We start from the raw sequence: 18,931 nt of genomic DNA, 5'->3' as shown, positions 1-18,931 counted from the left end.
CTGCGAAAAACGCACTCGACGCTGACGGCGCGATCACCCATGATTTCAATGATGGAGACTCTTGATCTCCGTCTCCCGCCATAGAACGGCCGACATCCGCCTCAGCGCCCGCACTTCGGATGGTTTGCCCTGCAGACACGCCTCAGGAGCTCGCGTGAGCCAGATCGCCGTAGACGATTCCATCGATTCCAGTCCGGCTTGCGAAGCCCCCTCGCCGATGGCGATCGCCCTGGTGCAGCTGGCGCTCGCCTGCGGCGGTTTTGGGATCGGCACCGGCGAATTCGCCATCATGGGCCTGCTGCCGAATGTGGCGGACACGTTTTCGGTCACGACCCCGCAGGCGGGTTATGTCATCAGCGCCTATGCGCTCGGCGTCGTCATCGGCGCTCCGGTGATCGCGGTCCTCGCCGCCAAGATGACACGCCGCTCACTGCTTCTGCTGTTGATGGGCATTTTCGCGGTCGGCAATATCTTGAGCGCACTGGCCCCAACCTTCGAGAGCTTCACCGTGATGCGCTTCATCACCGGCCTGCCGCACGGCGCCTATTTCGGCGTCGCCGCGATTGTCGCTGCTTCGATGGTGCCGGTGCACAAGCGAGCGCGAACCGTCGGCCGGGTGATGATGGGTCTGACGATCGCAACCCTGCTCGGCACGCCACTTGCTACCTTCTTCGGCCAGTCGCTCGACTGGCGCGTCGCCTTCACCTCCGTCGGCGTTATCGGCCTCGTGACCGTGGCGCTCATCTGGTACTACGTGCCGCGCGACCAGGTCGCGGACGGTGCCAGCTTCCTGCGCGAGCTCGGCGCCTTCAAGCGTCCGCAGGTGCTCTTGACGCTCGGCATCGCAGCCGTCGGCTATGGCGGGATGTTCGCGATGTTCAGCTATATCGCCGGTACGACCATGAAGGTCGCGATGCTGCCGGAGAGCTTGGTTGCCGTTATGATGGTCCTCTTCGGCGTCGGCATGAATGCCGGCAACATCGTCGGCTCATGGCTCGCCGACAAATCGATCATGGGAACGATCGGCGGCTCGCTGGTCTTCAACATCGTCGTGCTGACGCTGTTTTCGCTGACGGCATCAAGCCCCATTATGCTGGCGATCTGCGTGTTCCTCGTCGGCTGCGGCTTTGCGGCCGGTCCTGCGCTGCAGACGCGGCTGATGGACGTCGCCGCCGACGCGCAAACGCTTGCCGCCGCCTCAAACCACTCTGCCTTCAACATCGCCAATGCACTCGGCGCCTGGCTCGGCGGCCTTGTGATCGCCTGGGACTACGGCTTTGCGGCAACGGGTTATGTCGGCGCCGTGCTGTCCTTGTTCGGCCTCTTCGTCTACGCCGCGTCGCTACGCCTGGAGCGCAGCCGGCGCGCATGAAGGATCGCGCAGTTCGTGGCCTTCCGGGCGGCAGAAGACATATTCTTCACCCCAGGCCGCCAGTGCGCGGATGACCGGCTTCAGCGTTTCGCCAAGCGGCGTCAGCGCATATTCCACACGCGGCGGCACGACCGGATAGACCGTGCGCGAGACGAGGCCGGATTCTTCCAGTTCCCGCAGCTGCTTGGTCAGCATGCGCTGCGTCACCGCCGGCAGCTTCCGGCGCAATTCGTTGAAGCGCAACGTTCCGTCCATGAGGTGGAACAGGATGACGCCTTTCCATTTTCCATCAAGATAGCTCAGCGTCGCCTCGACCGGACAGCCGGGGAAATTCTTCGTCAGCTTGGCGCGGGGCAACGACATTTTTACAGTATCCTTTTTGGTACTACGTACAGAATTTGTGCATTCTTGCAATCTTCGAACATAAGACGCATCTAGCCTGCGTGCAACGAACATAGGAGGTTTCCATGCGCGCCGTCGCCTACAAGATCCCGCAGCCCATTTCCGCCGAGACATCGCTGATCGATGTCGACCTGCCCGTTCCGGAGGCGACCGGGCATGACCTGCTCGTCGAAATCAAGGCCGTCTCCGTCAATCCGGTCGATGTGAAAGTGCGGGCACATTCGGCACCACCGGCAGATGAAGTGAAGGTTCTCGGCTGGGACGCAGCCGGCATCGTCAAGGCCGTGGGTCCGGATGTCACGCTCTTCAAGCCCGGAGACGAGGTGTACTATGCCGGTGCGATCAATCGCCCGGGCTCGAACGCAGAATTCCATCTCGTCGACGAGCGTATCGTTGGCCGCAAGCCGAAGAGCCTCGATTTCGCGGCCGCCGCCGCACTGCCGCTGACTTCGATCACCGCCTATGAAGCACTGTTCGACCGATTGAAGGTTCAGGACGCGGTGCCGGGCGCTGCTCGCGCTCTCCTCGTCATCGGCGGTGCCGGCGGCGTCGGCTCGATCGCCATCCAGATCGCCCGGGCGCTGACCGATCTGACAGTCATCGCAACCGCCTCCCGTCCCGAAACACAGGTCTGGGTGAAGGAACTTGGCGCGCACCACGTCGTCGATCACTCCAAGCCGATCGCGCCGCAGGTTGCGGCTCTCGGCATCGGGGCTCCAGGCTTCATCTTCTCGACAACCAACACCGACAGCCACATCCCCGACATCGTCGAGGCGATCGCACCGCAGGGCCGTTTCGCGCTGATCGACGATCCGAAGTTCCTCGACGTCGTGCCCTTCAAGCGCAAGGCCGTTTCGGTGCATTGGGAGCTGATGTTCACACGGCCGCTCTTTTCGACGCCCGATATGATCGAGCAGCATAACCTCCTCAACAAGGTGTCGGAGCTTGTCGAGGCCGGTAATATCCGCACGACACTCAGCGAAACCGTCGGCGCGATCAATGCTGCCAATATGAAGAAGGCGCATTCGATGGTCGAGAGCGGCAGAATGAAGGGCAAGGCAGTACTCGCCGGCTTCTGACCAGCATCGATAATCCGCGCATATTGCCGCACCCCGGGTGCGGCATTTGCTCACAAACCACCGCCGCTTGACTTTTCTCGATCGGAGGAGCAGGTCTTACGGCACGCGGATGACAGCGCTTTTCCGCGGAAAATCAACGGAGCCATCAACCCGATGCCAAGCGACAGTAGCAGTCGATTGCCCTTGCCGTACGCGGCCGCCGTGCGCTGACCGACTCCTGTCGGGCTCGCCCGCCGGACGCTGCGGCGGATCGACGGAAAGGCGAGCCAGTGAACATCAATCGCTTCCCCCTGCGGGCAGGCCATGCTGCCCGTTTCTTCACCCACGACAGCCTCGGAGCGGTCACCACCGCAGAGCGCGTCGAGCGTCTCAACATACTCGACATCCCGGAGGCAGCGGCCATCCTCGCCACGCTTCCGCAGCAGAAGGCCGTCCGCATTCTCGGCAGGCCGGAGCTGCACAACGCTGCCGCAATTCTCGCCGAGATGCCGGTCGAGCACGCCGCGCGGCTGCTCAACGCCACCGCAAACGATCGTGTCGCCGATCTCTTCCATGAATTGGACGAGGATTCCCGCGCGACCCTTTTCGCGAAGCTCGACCGCACAACGGCGCTCGCCGTCAAGCACCTGATGGGCTATCCGCCGCGCACGGCCGGCAGCATCATGACGACCGAGTTCGTCAGCGTGCCGGACGCCTGGACCGTTGCCGAGACGCTCGACCATGTTCGCCAGGTCGAGCGCTCGCGCGAGACGGTCTATGCGATCTACGTCCTCGACGCGGCAACGCAGCGGCTGACCAATGTCGTGACACTGCGCCGCCTCATCACCGGCGAACCGCAGGCATCGGTTTTCTCCGTTGCGCACAAGGGCGGCCTCGTTCGCTGCGATCCGCTGATGACGCAGGAGGACGTCGCCCGGCTGATCCGCAAGCACAATCTGCTGGCGCTGCCGGTCGTCAGCGACGACGGCCACATGCTCGGCATCGTCACCGTCGATGACGTCATCGACACGATGATCGCGGATACGACCGAGGACGCCCAGAAGTTCGGCGGTATGGAAGCCCTCGGCAAGCCGTACATGAAGATCGGTTTTTTCGGCATGATCCGCAAACGGGCCGGCTGGCTTTCGGCCCTTTTCCTCGGCGAGATGCTGACGGCAAGCGCCATGCAGCATTTCGAAGGGGAGTTGGAGAAGGCGATCGTGCTGACGCTCTTCGTCCCTCTCATCATGAGCTCGGGCGGCAATTCCGGATCGCAGGCGACGTCGCTCATCATCCGTGCCCTGGCGCTCGGCGAGCTCAAGCTTTCGGATTGGTGGCGCGTGCTCTTGCACGAGTTGCCGACCGGTATCGTGCTAGGCACCATCCTCGGGCTCGTCGGCTTCGGCCGCATCGTGCTGTGGCAGAAAATCGGCCTCTACGACTACGGCGAGCATTGGCTGCTCGTCGGCCTCACCGTCTTCGCCGCGCTGATCGGCATCGTCACCTTCGGCTCGCTCTGCGGCTCGATGCTGCCGTTCCTGCTGCAAAGGCTTCGCCTGGACCCCGCCAGCGCGTCGGCACCGTTCGTCGCGACGCTGGTCGACGTGAGCGGCCTGGTGATCTACTTCTCCGTGGCCCTGCTCATCCTTAGCGGGACGTTGCTTTAGGCAGGCTATTCCCCTTCTTCTGGCGGAGAAGGGGGACTGGGTGGCTCGTCCTCAGAGCGGGTAAGGGTTGAGCGACGAAGGAGCGAGCAAGGAGACGAGCGGCATGCACAACGTTGCTGTGTTGTTGAGCGCCTTCACCCTCCTTCCTCATCCTTGCTTGCCACAGGGATCCAGCAGCGCCATGTCCTGACCTGTTCAATGAAAAGGGTCACGGCGGACGCCCCATGGCTGGATTCCTGTCACAAGGACATGAATGAGAAAATCCAGGGTGAGCTCTCGGCACCACCAAGGCTCGCTCACATGTTGCCCTCCATCTGTTTTACCGGCTGACTTGGCGAGCGTGCAGATCTACCTCCCCTTGGGCAGCTTCAAAGGCCCGTTGGTCTTCATGCTGCGGATGGCGAAGTTCGAGCGGATGTCGCTGACGTTCGGCAGCGTCAGCAACGTATCGGTGAGAAGCCGCTCGTAGGCAGCAAGGTCCTCCACCACGACTTCTGCCAGAAAATCCGCGCTTCCAGAAATCAGGAAACAGGAAACGATCTCCGGGATCGCAAGGAGAGCCGCCTGCTGGGATTCCGAATTTTCGCGGCTGTGATGGGCCACTTTGAACTCGACTAAGACCGTCAGCCCCAGCCCCACTTCCTTTCGGTCGATATCGGCGCGGTAGCCGCGGATCACACCCGCTTTTTCCAGGTTGCGGATCCGCCGCAGGCAGGGCGACGGCGAGAGGTTTACCTTTTCGGCGATTTCGACGTTAGTGGCGCGTGCATCCTCCTGCAGGCATTCGAGGATGGCCAGATCGAATTTATCGAGATTTGGCATATTTTCTACCTTCAGCCCTCATTGTTGGCAGATCATTGCTGCTAGCATGTTTTTGGCGCTACAGATAGCAAGGACATGCCCTGACCATCGGGCCTATCTTTTTCTTGGTCGGACAGCGCACCGAATGACAAGAAAGGATAGACCGATGACCAGCTTCAGCATCGCCAACGAGAAATCCCCATCCCTCATCGCCGGTTACGCGGGCGCAACCGTCACGGTGCTCATCTGGGCGACGTGGCTTCTTGCGACCCGCCACAGCGCAGCAACGCCGCTCGGCTCGATCGATATCGGACTGATCCGCTACGGCATTCCTGCGCTTGCCCTTTCGCCCGTTTGGCTCAAGACCGGCCTGCTGCCGAAGGGCGTTCCGCTGCATCTGCTGGCATTGATGGTGACCGGCGCAGGTGCTGTCTTCTTCCTCGTCACCACACTTGCCATCCATGCGACCCCGGCAGGTTCGTCGGGCATCCTGCTCGGCGGCTCCATGCCGCTTGCGACGGCACTCATCGGCATATTCATCTTCGGGGAGCGGCCGGATATTACCCGCAAGCTCGGCCTCGCCGCGATCGTCTGCGGCGTGCTGATCCTGCTTGTGCAGAGCCTTTCGGATGCATCGCTGCCGTGGACGAGCTTCGTGCTTTTGCCGGCCGGCGCCGTTCTTTGGGCAAGCTATACGCACGCCTTCCGCCACAGCGGGCTCACCGCCATCCAGGCGAGCGCACTGATCGCCATCTGGTCGTTCCTGATCATTGCAGCGCTTGCCACCGGCTTCGGCACCTCGCTGACCCGGGCAAGTGCTGGAGATCTCGGACTACAGGTCCTGAGCCAGGGCATCCTGTCCGGCCTTGTCGCCATGGTTGCCTACGGCACCGCCGTCAAAACGCTGGGCGGCACGCAGGCGGCTGCCTTTACGGCGATCACGCCGGTGTTGGCAACGCTTGGCGGGGGCGTCCTGCTGGGCGAGGAAATCGGTCTGGCGGAAATCGCAGCCGCTGTCATCACAGGGATCGGCGTAGCATTGTCGACGGGCATCGCCGCCCGTCAGCGCTGAATGAGACCCGGACACAAAGGAGCCCAGCGTTTGCCGGGCTCCTTGTGTTTGAAAATCAAGCCTGCTCGACCTCACATATTCGGATAGACCGGCCCCTCGCCGCCCTGGGGCGGGACCCAGTTGATATTCTGATTGGGGTCCTTGATGTCGCAGGTCTTGCAGTGGACGCAGTTCTGGGCGTTGATGACGAAGGTGTCCTTGCCGTCCTTCTCCACCCATTCATAGACGGCGGCCGGACAGTAGCGCGCCGACGGTCCGGCATAGATGTCGTGCTCGGACGATTTCTGCAACGCCATGTCCTTGACTTGCAGGTGGACCGGCTGGTCTTCCTCGTGGTTGGTGTTCGACAGGAACACCGAGGAGAGACGATCGAAGGTCAAGACGCCATCCGGCTTCGGATAGTCGATCTTTGTGTGCTGGGCGGCCGGTTCCAGCGACTGGGCATCGGTCTTGCCGTGGCCGAGCGTGCCGAAGAAGGAGAAGCCGAACAGCGTGTTGGTCCACATGTCGAGGCCGCCGAGCGCCACGCCGAGCGCCGTGCCGAACTTCGACCAGAGCGGCTTGACGTTGCGGACCTTCTTCAAGTCCTTGCCGATATCACTCTTGCGCCAGTCGTTTTCGATCTCGACGACTTCATCGTTGGCGCGGCCCGAAGCGATTGCCGCGGCGATCTTGTCGGCCGCCAGCATGCCCGACAGCACGGCATTGTGGCTGCCCTTGATGCGCGGCACGTTGACGAAGCCCGCCGAACAGCCGATCAGCGCGCCGCCGGGGAAGGAAAGCTTCGGCACCGACTGGTAGCCGCCCTCGGTGATGGCGCGGGCACCGTAGGAGAGCCGCTTGCCCCCCTCGAAGGTGCCGCGGATCGCCGGGTGCGTCTTGAAGCGCTGGAACTCCTCGAACGGATGGAGATAGGGGTTCTTGTAGTTCAGGTGGACGACGAAGCCGACGGCGACGAGGTTGTCCTCCAGATGATAGAGAAACGAGCCGCCGCCGGTCTTGAAGCCGAGCGGCCAGCCGAAGGAATGCTGCACCAGGCCAGGCTTGTGGTGCTCCGGCTTGACCTGCCAGAGCTCCTTGAGGCCGATGCCGAACTTCTGCGGCTCGCGGCCCTTCGAAAGGTCGAACTTGGCGATCAGCTGCTTGGCGAGCGAGCCGCGCACGCCTTCGCCGATCAGCGTGTACTTGCCGATGAGCGCCATGCCGCGGGTATAGTTCGGCCCTGGCTCGCCGCTCTTGTCGATGCCCATGTCGCCGGTGGCGACACCGATGACCGCACCGTCGTCGTTGTAGAGCACCTCGGTTGCCGCAAAACCCGGATAGATCTCGACGCCGAGTGCCTCCGCCTTGGTGGCGAGCCAGCGACAGACGTTTCCAAGCGAGACGATGTAGTTGCCGTGGTTGTTCATCAAGGGCGGCATGGCGAAATTCGGCAGGCGGACGGAACCGGCCGGACCGAGCACCAGGAAATGATCGGCGGTCACCTCGGTCTTGAACGGATGATCGCTTTGGCTGCGCCAATCCGGCAGCAGCCGGTCGATGCCGATCGGATCGACGACGGCGCCGGAGAGGATATGCGCGCCGACTTCCGCCCCCTTTTCCAGAACGACGACGGAAAGCTCCGGATTGACCTGCTTCAGCCGGATGGCTGCCGAAAGACCCGCAGGTCCCCCGCCGACGATCACAACGTCGAATTCCATCGACTCACGTTCCGGCAGCTCAGTCGTCTCGGTCATTCATCCGTCTCCGTTCGGCCGCCCACGCGGCCATAATCCCCTTGTCGGGTCATTGTCTTGTCAAAACCGGAAAGCATTGTCGAGCCGGGAAGCGACAGCCGATCCTCCAATTCGCACAATGAATATCTCCTCCACCGCAAGATTATATAACGCTTACGTTAACGTCAATTGTTCTTCGGTAGAAGCACCCTTCCCTTTTCCGTCGGCTGCGCCTTATACAGAAGCCGAAGCATCTGGAGGACATCATGGATCTCGAAATCAACGGCAAACGCGCACTCGTTCTGGCTTCGTCGCGCGGGCTTGGCCATGGCATTGCGGTCGCACTCGCACGTGAAGGCGCAAACGTACTTCTGTGCGGCCGCAGTGGTGAGCAGTTGGAGGCCAACTGCAAGGCGATCAACGCCGAGGGCAACGGCAAGGCCGACTGGATCTGGGCTGATCTGGCTGACGAGAAATTCGTCGAGACGGTGACTGCCGCCGTCAAGGAAAAGTTCGGTGGCCTGGATATTCTAGTGAACAATACCGGCGGCCCGACGCCCGGAACGACCGAGGACATGACGCCTGAGAAGCTCGAGACTTATTTCTTCTCGATGGTGCTGCGTGTCATTTCACTGACCAACGCCTTGCTTCCGGGCATGAAGGCGCAAGGTTGGGGCCGCATCCTCACCGTCGCCTCGTCCGGCGTCATAGAGCCCATCGCCAATTTGGCGCTTTCCAATACGCTGCGCCCTGCCCTTGCCGGCTGGTCGAAGACGCTCGCCTCGGAAGTCGCAAGCCACGGCGTGACGGCCAATTTGCTCTTGCCGGGCAGCATCCTCACCGGACGCCTCGACGAGCTTGACGGCGCGGCCGCCAAGCGCACCGGCAAAAGCATGGAAGACATCCGCAGCGACAAGGAAGCGCGCATTCCGGTTGGCCGCTATGGCAAGGTGGAGGAATTCGCAGCAACCGCCGCTTTCCTCTGCAGCCAGCCGGCGAGTTACATCACCGGCTCACAGATCCGTTGCGACGGCGGTGCGGCGCGTTCGGTTTGACCGCAAGCGCGAGATAGGCGCCACGCCGATCATTACGAAAATTTAAGCCATTATAACCACTTATTGATTGCGGCCGGCGGATTATGTCTTTTTCGCGCCGCAATATGGGCGGCTCAATCGGGACCGGAAACTTCGCGCAACCCGTCAAGACCGGTCTCACACATGAAGAAATTTTGGATCACCTTCGCCATTATTGCAGTTACTGCCGTCAGCATTTGGCAATTCGGAAACAGGATTCCCTTCGTCGACCAGCTTCCCTACGTCTCGCAGTTGGTCAGGGCGCCTGCGCAACAAGGCGGCAAGGCGCAAGCGGGCCAGCAAGGCGGCGGGCAGCATAACCGGCGGGGAGGCAGCGGCCCGACGCTCGTGAAAACGGTCGCCGCCGTGAAGACAGTGCTGCCGCGAGACGTCACGGCATCGGGGTGGGCGGAAGCCGAAAACACCACCACGATCGCCGCGCAGGAACAGGGCCTTGTCACTTCGATCGTCGCGACCGACGGCGCCACGGTCAAGCAGGGCGACCTGATCGTCAAGCTCGACGACCGGCCGGCGCAAGCCGCCGTCGACAAGGACAAAGCGACGATCATCCGAGACACAGCGACGCTCTCGGAAGCCGAAACCGCTCTCACACGCGCAGCCGATCTCCTGGCGCAAAAGGCCGGCACGCAGCAGAGCTACGACCAGGCCAAGGCCGCTCGCGACACGGCTGCCGCCACCGTCGAGGCCGACAAGGCCTCGCTCGCCTCCGATCAGGTTCTGCTCGAACACACGCAAATCCGCGCGCCTTTCGACGGCCGCCTTGGCGACATCGCGGTCAGCCCTGGAGCTTTCGTCGGTGCCGGGACGGCGATCGTGACGATTGCCCAGTATGATCCGATCTATGTGAAGTTCCATCTGCAGGAACGCGATCTGCGCCAGTTGAAGCAATCGCTCGCCACCGGACCCGTCGAGGTCACGACCACACCGGATTCGACGAAGGGCAGCGTGCGCCGCGGGGCGATCAGCTTCTATGACAATACGGTCGACCCTGCTTCCGGCACGATCCTCGCGAAGGCGCGCTTCGAAAACGCGACCGGCGCGCTCTGGCCCGGGCAATCCGTCAATCTCGTCGTTCACTTCAACAATAAAGAACAGCAGGTCGTCGTACCGACCGTCGCCGTCAGCCCCGGCGCCAACGGGTTCTTTTCTTATGTCGTGAAGGATGAAAAGGTGCAGATGACGCCCGTCACCGTCGCCCGCGAGAACGGCGGTTTCACCGCCGTTTCCGCCGGGCTCTCGGAAGGCGATCACGTCGTCATCGAGGGACAGGCGCAGCTTGCCGACCAGCAGCATGTCAACGAGCAATTCGATGACAAGGCGCTGAACGTCGCCTCCGCCGACCAGCCGGCTCACCAGACCGAAACCCTGGCGGCGGAGGCAAAACAATGATCCCGAATTTCTGCATCCGGCGGCCGGTTGCGACGACCCTTCTCGCCATCGGCGTGATCCTTGCAGGTCTTGCAGGTTACCGGCTCGTGCCAGTCGCGGCCTTGCCGCAGGTCGACTTCCCGACGATCAACGTCTCGGCCGCGCTCACCGGCGCCTCGCCGCAGACCATGGCGACTTCGGTCGCAACGCCGCTGATCAAGCAGTTCCAGACCATCCCCGGCATCAGCGAAATCAGCGCGACCAATTCGCTCGGCAATACCAGCATCATTCTGCAGTTTGACCTCGACCGCAACATCGATGCGGCCGCGGCCGACGTGCAGGCCGCAATCTCGCATGCGACCCGGCAGTTGCCGGACAACATGACCACGCCGCCGAGCTACCGCAAGACGAACCCGGCCGACGCGCCGGTGATGCTGCTTGCGGTGCAGAGCGATACGATGCCGCGCAGCAAGCTCGACGCCATCGCCGAAGACATCATCTCGCCGTCGCTCTCCACCCTGCCCGGCGTGGCCGAAGTGACCGTGTTCGGCGCACAGACTTATGCCGTCCGCGTCGAGGTCGATCCCAACAAGCTGCTTGCCCGCAACATCGGCATCGATACCGTCAACCAGGCAATCAGCGCCGCCAATAGCCAGGTGCCGGTCGGCACGCTGCAGAACGACGCGCAGAGCATGACGATCAACGCCGACACGCAACGCACCAACGCAGCGGAATTCCGCTCGCTGGTGATCGCAAACCCGAACGGGGCGCCGATTCATCTCGGCGACATCGCCAAGGTGGAAGACAGCGTCGAGAACCAGAATACCGGCAGCTGGTACGACGGTAACCGCAGCATCATCCTCGCCATTCAGCGCCAGCCGGATGCGAACACGGTTGAGGTCGTCGATGCGATCAACGCCAAGCTGCCGACGCTGCATGCCGAGATCCCGTCGTCAGTCACCACCAAGGTCATGAACGATTCCGCCAAGCCGATCCGCGACGCGATTTCCGATGTAAAGTTCACCCTGCTGCTGACGATCGGCCTCGTTGTGCTCGTTATCTACCTCTTCACCGGCCATCTGACCGCAACGATCATTCCGGGCCTTGCCGTTCCGCTCTCGCTGATCTCGACCTTCGGCATGATGTACGTACTCGGCTACAGCGTCGATAACATCTCGCTGCTCGGATTGACGCTCGCAGTCGGCCTCGTGGTGGACGATGCGATCGTGATGCTGGAGAACATTCTTAGGCATGTCGAAGAGGGAATGCCGGTCCTCGATGCGGCGATCAAGGGCGCCGGCGAGGTCAGCTACACGATCATTTCGATGTCGGTGTCGCTGATTGCGGTCTTCATCCCGATCCTGTTGATGGGCGGGGTCGTCGGCCGCATCTTCAACGAATTCGGCATGGTCGTCGCAATGGCGATCGTCGCATCCGCCATCGTCTCGCTGACGGTAACGCCGATGCTCGGCTCGCGGCTTTCAAGCGGTAAGGGCACCCCGCCCCTCTTCGTCCGCTGGTTCGATGCGGGCTTTGAACGCACGCTCCGAGGTTACGATCGGGCGGTCGGCTGGTGCCTCGGCCACCGGCCTGCGATCCTTGGCCTGTTCCTCGCTTCGGTCGGCTTGAACGCCTATCTGTTCATGACGCTGCCCTCCAGCTTCTTCCCGACCGAGGACATCGGCCGGCTGAACATCTCCACAAGGGCGCGCCAGGACATCTCCTATCCGGCGATGGTAGCCTTGCAGAACCAGGCCGCAGCGATCGTGAAACAGAATCCGGCGGTCAATCACGTCATGTCGATCGTCGGCGGCAACGCGCGGAGCCCGCTCAACAATAGCACGATGTATGTCGAGCTGAAGGACAAGGAGCAGCGTCCGCCGCTTGACCAGACCTTGCGCGAATTGCGGGCCAGCATCGGCAAGGTGCCCGGCCTGCAAGCCTTCATCACGCCGCAGCAGAGCCTGCGCTTCGGCGGCCGTCAGACCGCAAGCCAGTATCAGCTGGTCGTTCAGGCACTCAGCGCCGACCAGACCAACCTCTGGGCCAATAATATCCAGCAGGCAATGCGCGGCGATCCGCGCTTCACCGACGTGACAACCGATGCGCAGAACAACGCGCTACAGGCCAATATCGTCGTCGATTCCGAAAAGGCAGCCGCCTTCGGCATCGACAACAGCCAGCTGCGCACGACCCTGCAGGAAGCGTTCAGCGGTTATACGGCAGCGCAAATCCAATCCACCGGCGACAGCTACGACGTCATCGTCGAATACGACACCAACAAGCCCTGGGACGACCAGAAGCTACAGGATATCCGGGTCGCCTCAACCAACGGCACGCTGGTCCCGTTGTCGAATTTCGCGAGGGTCGAGCGAAACACCGGGCCGGTGACGATCAACCAGACAGGTCAGCTCGTCTCGACGACGGTTTCGTTCAACCTGCCTGCCGATGAGGCGCTGGGTGACGCAACAGCCGCGATCGACCAGATCAAGAAGGACATCAACATGCCGGCGGACGTCTTCACGTCCTATGGCGGTACGGCGCAGATCTTCGAGCAGTCGCAAGGCAACACGCCGCTTCTGATCCTCGCCGCGGTGCTGACGATCTATGTGGTCCTCGGCGTTCTCTACGAGAGCTTCATCCACCCGCTCACCATTCTGTCCGGCCTTCCGGCCGCCGCTCTGGGCGCACTGCTGGCTCTGAAGGTGATGGGTTTCGACCTCTCGATCATCGCGCTCATCGGCCTCCTGATGCTGATCGGCATCGTGAAGAAGAACGCGATCATGATGATCGACGTGGCGCTGGAGAACCTGCGCTCCACATCGATGTCGCCTATGGAGGCCATTCACGAGGCCTGCGTGCGGCGCTTCCGGCCGATCATGATGACGACCTTCTGTGCGCTTCTCGGCGCTCTTCCGATCGCACTCGGCACCGGTGCCAGCTCCGAGCTGCGCCAGCCTTTGGGTGTCGCCGTCGTCGGCGGCCTCATTGTTTCCCAGGCTCTGACGCTCTTCATCACACCCGTTATCTTCATCGAGATGGGCCGCCTGAACAGCTGGCTTCAGAGGTTTTGGCAGCGAAAGGAAGCGATGCCGGACGAAGAGGGGCCGACGGCGATCGCGGCGGAGTGATCTTTCGGTCGGGCTTTCGCGCATTGCCTCTCACCCTAACCCTCTCCCCGCCTGCGGGGAGATGAGGACGCGCCTCACTCGACGTTGGAGAAGTGGGCAAGCCAGCGCGGCATATCCCCTTCGCCGCGTTTACGGGAAGAAGGTGCCGGCAGGCGGATGAGGGGCCCACCACCAGACCTTCCCTCTTGAATGTGTCGCCCCTCTATGGCATCACGCGCCCTCCTAAATTTTGGGCGCGCGTGCGTCCTTCATGCGGAGCAAGGCTCCGGTCTCAATCACAATCGGCATGAAGAGGTGCGGGCATGGCTCAGGCGCTGGGTTTCGACTTCGGCACGACGAATACGGTTCTCGCCACGGCCGATGGCGGGACGACGCATTCTATGGCGTTCACCAGCGCGCAAGGCACGGCCGACAGCATGCGCACGGCGCTTTCCTTCATGAAGGATCCGCAGCTCGGCACATCGGCCCTGAAGGTCGAGGCCGGGCATGCGGCGATCCGCCAGTTCATCGACAATCCCGGCGATTGCCGCTTCCTCCAGTCGATCAAGACCTTTGCGGCAAGCGCCCTCTTCCAGGGCACGCTGATCTTTGCCAAGCGCCACAGCTTCGAAGACCTGATGGAGGTCTTCATCCGGCGGCTGCGCGCCTATGCGGGCGAAAACTGGTCGACGGATGTGACGCGCATCGTCACGGGGCGGCCGGTGCACTTTGCCGGCGCCAATCCCGATCCGGCGCTTGCAACCGAACGCTACAACAAAGCGCTCTTGCGCTTCGGCTTTCGCGAAATCCACTACGTCTACGAACCGGTTGCCGCCGCCTTCTACTTCGCGCAGAACCTGAAGTCGGACGCGACGGTGCTCGTTGCCGATTTCGGTGGCGGCACGACGGACTATTCGCTGATCCGCTTCCAAACCGTTGCCGGCAAGCTGACGGCAACGCCGGTCGGCCATTCGGGCGTCGGCGTCGCGGGCGATCATTTCGACTACCGGATGATCGACAACATCGTCGCGCCGCAGATCGGCAAGGGGAGTCATTTCAAGAGCTTCGACAAGATTCTTGAGGTGCCGTCGAACTATTATTCGAGCTTCGGCCGCTGGAACCAGCTTTCGATCTTCAAGACCTCGCGCGAATTCGAGGATCTGAAGAAACTGGTCCGCACGGCGCTCGAGCCGGAGAAGCTCGAGACCTTCATCGATCTCGTCGATCACGACGAGGGCTATCCGCTCTATCAGGCGATCTCCGCCACCAAGATGGCACTGTCTTCGGCAGACGAAGCACCATTCGATTTCGGCCCGCTCGGCCGCGGCGGCCATCGCATCATTCGCCGGAAGGACTTCGAAAGCTGGATCGCGGAGGATCTGGCTCGTATCGAAGGCACGCTCAACGACGTTCTGGAGAAGACAGAAACCAAGCCCGGCGACATCGACAAGGTCTTCCTGACCGGCGGCACATCCTTCGTGCCTGCCGTCCGCCGCATCTTCACCGAACGCTTCGACGCCGGCAAGATCGAGACCGGCGGCGAGCTTCTCTCCATTGCCCACGGGCTTGCCCTGATCGGCGAACGCGACGACATCGCGCAATGGACTGTGCAATAGCCGCAGAGCACGGCACCCGCCCTTTCATTGCTGCTGCCACTTCGCTAAGGTCGCCGTATGGTCTCCGTCAACGAACTTTCCCCGGCCGAGCTTGCCGCGCTTCTGCATTTCCATGCAGAAGCCGGCGTCGAATGGCTGCTGGAGGAGGAGGCAGTCGATCGCTTCGCCGAGTTCGAGGCGATGAAGGTGGCGCGGCGCAACGCCGCCGCTCCCCCGCAAAGCCCGACCCAGCCCGAGCGGCCAGCGGCGGCGCAACGTCAAGCCGCAGCGCCGGCTGAGCGCGCAGCCCCTCGGCCGCAGCCTGCCATTCCTGATGGCGAAGCCGTGCAGCACGCGCGCTTTGCGGCCGAGAGTGCGCGATCGCTCGGAGAGCTCAAGACGGCGATCGAGGCCTTCAACGGCTGCAATCTCAAGCACAGTGCGCGTTCGACGATCTTTGCGACGGGCAACGCTGCAAGCGGCATTATGGTGATCGGGTCGGCACCTGGCGCCGACGACGACCGCGAGGGCACGCCTTTTGCCGGGCGCGGGGGAGAACTTCTCAACAGGATGCTGGCGGCCATTGGGCTCGATCGCGACGGCATTCTTCTGACGCAGGTCATTCCCTGGCGCCCGCCAGGCAACCGTGTCGCCTCTGTCCCCGAGATGGAAATCTGCCGTCCCTTCATCGAACGCCAGATCGCGCTTGCCGAACCGAAGGTAATCCTGCTGTTCGGCAATTTCGCCGCCCGCTTCTTTTTCGGCGAGAACGACACCATTCACGGCCTGCGCGGGCAGTGGAAAGAGATCGGTGCCGGGCCGCTGACGATACCGGCAATCGCGACGCTACACCCGCAGGATCTCCTGACCGCGCCGATCAACAAGCGGCTGGCTTGGAGTGATCTCCTGGCGTTTCAGGCACGCCTTAAGTCGCTCGAACTGATTAGAAAATAGACAAACATTAAGTTTTTATGAAACAACCCATGCATTTCCCGCATGGCTGTATCCTATTTTGGCGCATTGCAGAATCGATGCTGCACTGCAATATATAGTCTTGTCTTGGGAGGAATCTGACAGGAACCAAGGCAATGAACGCAAGTTTTCGTCCTATACACTGCGGGTTTGAAACCCTCCGCCTGGCAAGTGATCCGGCTCGCACCACGCAAGGCTACAGCCGCTTGGGCTTTGCGACCAACGAGCAGATGATCGCCCGCGGGACCGGTATCGGCGGCCGCACGGCGCGGCCCTCCGCAATCTTCGTGGATTTCCAGGAATACTGAGATGAGCGCGCGGCCCGGCATCGGGCGCGCGATCGGAGTTTTTTGATGTCTGCAGTTCTCGTTTCGCTTCTGAGCAATATCGACACGATCGAGCATATCCGCGCTGCCGTCTGCGCCGCGAAGGAGTATCAGCGCGAGCTTTCCACCGCCAAGCCGGATTCGCTGGTCAAAGAAATCGCGGCGATCGCGCTTTAAGCTTGCGCCAGCACTTTGGCCGGCACGCACTCCAGTTTTGCCCGGGCAACGTGAAAGGCGTCCTCGACATAGGCAAACTTGACGGCCTGCCAGCTGCAATATTCCCTGACGAAATCGCGCGACACCCATAACTGCGTCTTCCTGGGCTCGTCGTACCAGCCAACGCAGCCTTGTTGCACCGCCTTTGCAAAGAGGCGCTGGAGGTGCGTTCGCGACATCATGAAATCGCCGGCCAGATTGCGCGTTTCGACGCGGCCGACGTCGAACCTTTCGGTGTCGGCACCGTTAAGGTCAATTCGAGCCATGAGATGGTCCACTACCAGACCGCCCGCTTCCGTCCAAAGAAAGAGCGCAATGGGCTCCGGCGGCTCCCGCCAGGCCGTATCTTCGAGGCAGCGGCGGGCAACCAGCGGCTGGGCAATCCGAAGGAGCTCCGGATGCGCCTGCAGGCAGCCGGCGCGATCGCCGTGGTCCAACATGTCGAGAGCGGCGAGATTGGCGAGAAGCCAGCCGTACATTGCCTGATTGCTGACTTCGGCCGGTTCGAAATGACGCGGGCGGCGGCGCTCTTCGCCCGGCGCATGGGTGATGAAGCGATAGGTGAAGAGCTCTTCGATGAAGTTCAAAACCGTGTTGCGGCTCGCGACCTTGTGTCGTGTTATCAGCGTCGTCAGCGAAACTGCGGAAAGCCCCGAAGAGGGATCGCCAGGATCGTACTGCATGGCGAGCGCATAGGCCGTCTGGGTGAGGAGCCAGCGCTGGTGGGAGGTGAGCAGACGCGCAAGGCGCGGACCGGCTTGGAACATGCCGCGCAAAGTCCCGGCCAGATGACGGATGCTGAGCAGAAAATCAGGGTGCCGCGCCAGTTCTTCTGCCGTAAATTTCATGGGCGTCCCGCTCGCAAGCCAGCGTTCGGAGCAGCTAAGCACGGGGACCAGGATCCGGCATCAGCGGCCAATCAGACATGCAAGGCTTTGAATAAATGAAGTTTCGTCATATTTAGAAACCACATTTGGGGGCCGATTGGTATCCTTAAATTTCGCCAGTGCATTCCCGGCCGGGTTGGACGATCGGCAGGCGGATTTCTGCCTTGATCCGATCAGGGCTGCGGCGTGCCGGCTTTCCGGGCTTTGCGGCGTTCCAACCCGAGTTGATGCTCGCGGTAGATGATGAATATGCCGGCTGCGATGACGATCGCCGTTCCGACCATCATATGGACGCCCGGGACATCGCCAAACACGAAATAGGCGACAATGCCGCCAAGCAGGATCGACGTGTATTCGAACGGCGCCACTGTCGACACATCAGCGTGACGGTAGCTCTCCGTCAGAAGAATTTGCCCGACGCCGCCGCAAAATCCTGCGCAGACCAGCAGAAACATCGTGTCGAGATCGAGCGAGGCCCAGCCGAACGGCAGCGTCGCGAGCGAGAACAGCGATGCGATCATCGAGAAATAGAGAACGATCGTCGCCGTCCTTTCCTCTTCGACGAGCTTGCGGACCTGGATCATCGCCATGCCGGCAAGCACGGCGGACATCAGGACGCACAACGCCCCGACCCCCTGTTCTGCCTCCATGCCGCCCTGCCTGAAAAGCGTAAGCTTGGGCCACGAGACGATGGCAACGCCAATGATACCGAAGAAAACCGCACTCCAACGGTATATTCTGACCGTCTCCCCAAGGAAGACTGCCGCGAAAATGACCGCGATCAATGGTGTCGCATAGCCGAGCGCAATCGCCTCCGGCAACGGCAGATGCAGTAGGCCGTAAAACCCGAAGCCCATGGAAAGGATGCCGATCGTGCCCCGCTTTAGATGGCCAATCGGATTTGCCGTACGGAAGGCCGCCCGCAACTGTCCGCGATAAGCAAGATAACCCATGATCGGGAAGAGCGCGAAGAAGGAGCGATAGAAGGTCACCTGCCCCGGCGCGACATCGGAACCGGCAAGCTTGATGAAGGTCTGCATGCCGAGAAAGACCACCACCGATGAGACCTTCATCAGGATACCTCTCATCGGGTTTTCGAAAGCCGACTGCATGTCAGAAACTCGTGCGCCAGTAATTTGAAGCGGGGAAATACGTCAGACTCGACGCAACATGACTGTGGCAGGCGCTGCGCTCGAAGAACAGGCCAAAAGTGAAAAAAAAGCGCCGGCGCATTCAGTTCCCTCGCATTACGGCGCATGGCTGCACAAAAAATCAG

At 61.8% G+C, this 18,931-nt stretch carries 16 protein-coding genes; 11 read left to right on the top strand and 5 right to left on the bottom strand.

The window, feature by feature from the left end:
• The first annotated feature begins 154 nt into the window (after positions 1-154).
• Positions 155-1,372 (top strand): MFS transporter, encoded by a 1,218-nt coding sequence (locus tag ISN39_RS04305; RefSeq protein ID WP_194729291.1) that lies wholly within the window; start codon positions 155-157, stop codon positions 1,370-1,372.
• Here the strand turns inward: ISN39_RS04305 and ISN39_RS04300 are convergent.
• Positions 1,343-1,735 (bottom strand): helix-turn-helix domain-containing protein, encoded by a 393-nt coding sequence (locus ISN39_RS04300; protein ID WP_074067117.1) that lies wholly within the window; start codon positions 1,733-1,735, stop codon positions 1,343-1,345. The two genes, ISN39_RS04305 and ISN39_RS04300, sit on opposite strands and share 30 nt — an antisense overlap.
• 104 nt (positions 1,736-1,839) lie before the next feature.
• On the opposite strand from ISN39_RS04300, the gene ISN39_RS04295 reads away from it, so the two are divergent.
• Both ISN39_RS04295 and mgtE read left to right on the top strand, forming a co-directional pair.
• Positions 1,840-2,853, top strand: coding sequence for a zinc-binding alcohol dehydrogenase family protein (locus ISN39_RS04295; protein ID WP_194729290.1), 1,014 nt, complete (start codon positions 1,840-1,842; stop codon positions 2,851-2,853).
• Between the two features lie 269 nt (positions 2,854-3,122).
• Positions 3,123-4,499 (top strand): magnesium transporter, encoded by a 1,377-nt coding sequence (gene mgtE / locus ISN39_RS04290; protein ID WP_194729289.1) that lies wholly within the window; start codon positions 3,123-3,125, stop codon positions 4,497-4,499.
• A gap of 348 nt (positions 4,500-4,847) precedes the next feature.
• Here the strand turns inward: mgtE and ISN39_RS04285 are convergent, their stop codons facing one another.
• Positions 4,848-5,321: an Lrp/AsnC family transcriptional regulator gene (locus ISN39_RS04285; RefSeq protein ID WP_074067114.1), complete on the bottom strand. Its 474-nt coding sequence runs from the start codon at positions 5,319-5,321 to the stop codon at positions 4,848-4,850.
• 145 nt (positions 5,322-5,466) lie between these two features.
• Between ISN39_RS04285 and ISN39_RS04280 the strand changes: the two genes are divergently transcribed.
• Positions 5,467-6,372 (top strand): DMT family transporter, encoded by a 906-nt coding sequence (locus tag ISN39_RS04280; RefSeq protein ID WP_194729288.1) that lies wholly within the window; start codon positions 5,467-5,469, stop codon positions 6,370-6,372.
• Between the two features lie 71 nt (positions 6,373-6,443).
• Here the strand turns inward: ISN39_RS04280 and ISN39_RS04275 are convergent, their stop codons facing one another.
• The gene (locus ISN39_RS04275; RefSeq protein WP_194729287.1) at positions 6,444-8,108 is read right to left on the bottom strand and encodes an electron transfer flavoprotein-ubiquinone oxidoreductase; all 1,665 of its coding nucleotides are present in this window, start codon (positions 8,106-8,108) and stop codon (positions 6,444-6,446) included.
• A gap of 245 nt (positions 8,109-8,353) precedes the next feature.
• Here ISN39_RS04275 and ISN39_RS04270 point away from each other — a divergent pair, with 245 nt between their 5' ends.
• The 7 genes from ISN39_RS04270 to ISN39_RS04240 all read left to right on the top strand — a co-directional run bounded on the left by ISN39_RS04270 (position 8,354) and on the right by ISN39_RS04240 (position 16,729).
• Entirely contained in the window at positions 8,354-9,142 is a 789-nt protein-coding gene (locus ISN39_RS04270) for an SDR family oxidoreductase (protein WP_194729286.1), read from the top strand.
• Between the two features lie 162 nt (positions 9,143-9,304).
• A complete protein-coding gene (locus tag ISN39_RS04265) occupies positions 9,305-10,570 on the top strand; it encodes an efflux RND transporter periplasmic adaptor subunit (protein ID WP_194729285.1) in 1,266 nt (421 codons plus the stop codon).
• Positions 10,567-13,680, top strand: a complete 3,114-nt coding sequence (locus tag ISN39_RS04260) for an efflux RND transporter permease subunit (RefSeq protein WP_194729284.1) — start codon at positions 10,567-10,569, stop codon at positions 13,678-13,680. Before ISN39_RS04265 ends, ISN39_RS04260 begins: the two co-directional genes overlap by 4 nt.
• A 302-nt stretch (positions 13,681-13,982) precedes the next feature.
• On the top strand, positions 13,983-15,275 hold the full coding sequence (locus ISN39_RS04255) for an Hsp70 family protein (RefSeq protein ID WP_194729283.1): 1,293 nt from the start codon (positions 13,983-13,985) through the stop codon (positions 15,273-15,275).
• Positions 15,276-15,332: 57 nt separating this feature from the next.
• Complete coding sequence (locus tag ISN39_RS04250; protein ID WP_194729282.1) at positions 15,333-16,208, top strand: uracil-DNA glycosylase; 876 nt, start codon at positions 15,333-15,335, stop codon at positions 16,206-16,208.
• 134 nt (positions 16,209-16,342) lie between these two features.
• Positions 16,343-16,534: a hypothetical protein gene (locus ISN39_RS04245; protein WP_074067106.1), complete on the top strand. Its 192-nt coding sequence runs from the start codon at positions 16,343-16,345 to the stop codon at positions 16,532-16,534.
• 45 nt (positions 16,535-16,579) lie between these two features.
• Positions 16,580-16,729 (top strand): hypothetical protein, encoded by a 150-nt coding sequence (locus ISN39_RS04240; RefSeq protein ID WP_167377852.1) that lies wholly within the window; start codon positions 16,580-16,582, stop codon positions 16,727-16,729.
• Here the strand turns inward: ISN39_RS04240 and ISN39_RS04235 are convergent.
• The gene (locus ISN39_RS04235; RefSeq protein WP_074067105.1) at positions 16,726-17,616 is read right to left on the bottom strand and encodes a hypothetical protein; all 891 of its coding nucleotides are present in this window, start codon (positions 17,614-17,616) and stop codon (positions 16,726-16,728) included. The two genes, ISN39_RS04240 and ISN39_RS04235, sit on opposite strands and share 4 nt — an antisense overlap.
• A 212-nt stretch (positions 17,617-17,828) precedes the next feature.
• Positions 17,829-18,767, bottom strand: coding sequence for a DMT family transporter (locus ISN39_RS04230; RefSeq protein ID WP_194729281.1), 939 nt, complete (start codon positions 18,765-18,767; stop codon positions 17,829-17,831).
• Between the last annotated feature and the right edge of the window lie 164 nt (positions 18,768-18,931).

This window comes from Rhizobium sp. 007 (genome assembly GCF_015353075.1).
Taxonomy (GTDB): Bacteria; Pseudomonadota; Alphaproteobacteria; order Rhizobiales; family Rhizobiaceae; genus Rhizobium.
The sequence above is the reverse complement of the archived record's forward strand: the minus strand, read 5'-3'. Positions and strand labels throughout refer to the sequence as shown.

Excerpts from the sequence above, each read along its gene's own strand:
- ISN39_RS04300 (WP_074067117.1), bottom strand. The coding sequence starts at position 1,735 with ATGTCGTTGCCCCGCGCCAAGCTGACGAAGAATTTCCCCGGCTGTCCG.
- ISN39_RS04295 (WP_194729290.1), top strand. The coding sequence starts at position 1,840 with ATGCGCGCCGTCGCCTACAAGATCCCGCAGCCCATTTCCGCCGAGACA.
- ISN39_RS04285 (WP_074067114.1), bottom strand. The coding sequence starts at position 5,321 with ATGCCAAATCTCGATAAATTCGATCTGGCCATCCTCGAATGCCTGCAG.
- ISN39_RS04280 (WP_194729288.1), top strand. The coding sequence starts at position 5,467 with ATGACCAGCTTCAGCATCGCCAACGAGAAATCCCCATCCCTCATCGCC.
- ISN39_RS04275 (WP_194729287.1), bottom strand. The coding sequence starts at position 8,108 with ATGACCGAGACGACTGAGCTGCCGGAACGTGAGTCGATGGAATTCGAC.
- ISN39_RS04270 (WP_194729286.1), top strand. The coding sequence starts at position 8,354 with ATGGATCTCGAAATCAACGGCAAACGCGCACTCGTTCTGGCTTCGTCG.
- ISN39_RS04265 (WP_194729285.1), top strand. The coding sequence starts at position 9,305 with ATGAAGAAATTTTGGATCACCTTCGCCATTATTGCAGTTACTGCCGTC.
- ISN39_RS04260 (WP_194729284.1), top strand. The coding sequence starts at position 10,567 with ATGATCCCGAATTTCTGCATCCGGCGGCCGGTTGCGACGACCCTTCTC.
- ISN39_RS04255 (WP_194729283.1), top strand. The coding sequence starts at position 13,983 with ATGGCTCAGGCGCTGGGTTTCGACTTCGGCACGACGAATACGGTTCTC.
- ISN39_RS04250 (WP_194729282.1), top strand. The coding sequence starts at position 15,333 with ATGGTCTCCGTCAACGAACTTTCCCCGGCCGAGCTTGCCGCGCTTCTG.
- ISN39_RS04245 (WP_074067106.1), top strand. The coding sequence starts at position 16,343 with ATGAACGCAAGTTTTCGTCCTATACACTGCGGGTTTGAAACCCTCCGC.
- ISN39_RS04240 (WP_167377852.1), top strand. The coding sequence starts at position 16,580 with ATGTCTGCAGTTCTCGTTTCGCTTCTGAGCAATATCGACACGATCGAG.
- ISN39_RS04235 (WP_074067105.1), bottom strand. The coding sequence starts at position 17,616 with ATGAAATTTACGGCAGAAGAACTGGCGCGGCACCCTGATTTTCTGCTC.
- ISN39_RS04230 (WP_194729281.1), bottom strand. The coding sequence starts at position 18,767 with ATGCAGTCGGCTTTCGAAAACCCGATGAGAGGTATCCTGATGAAGGTC.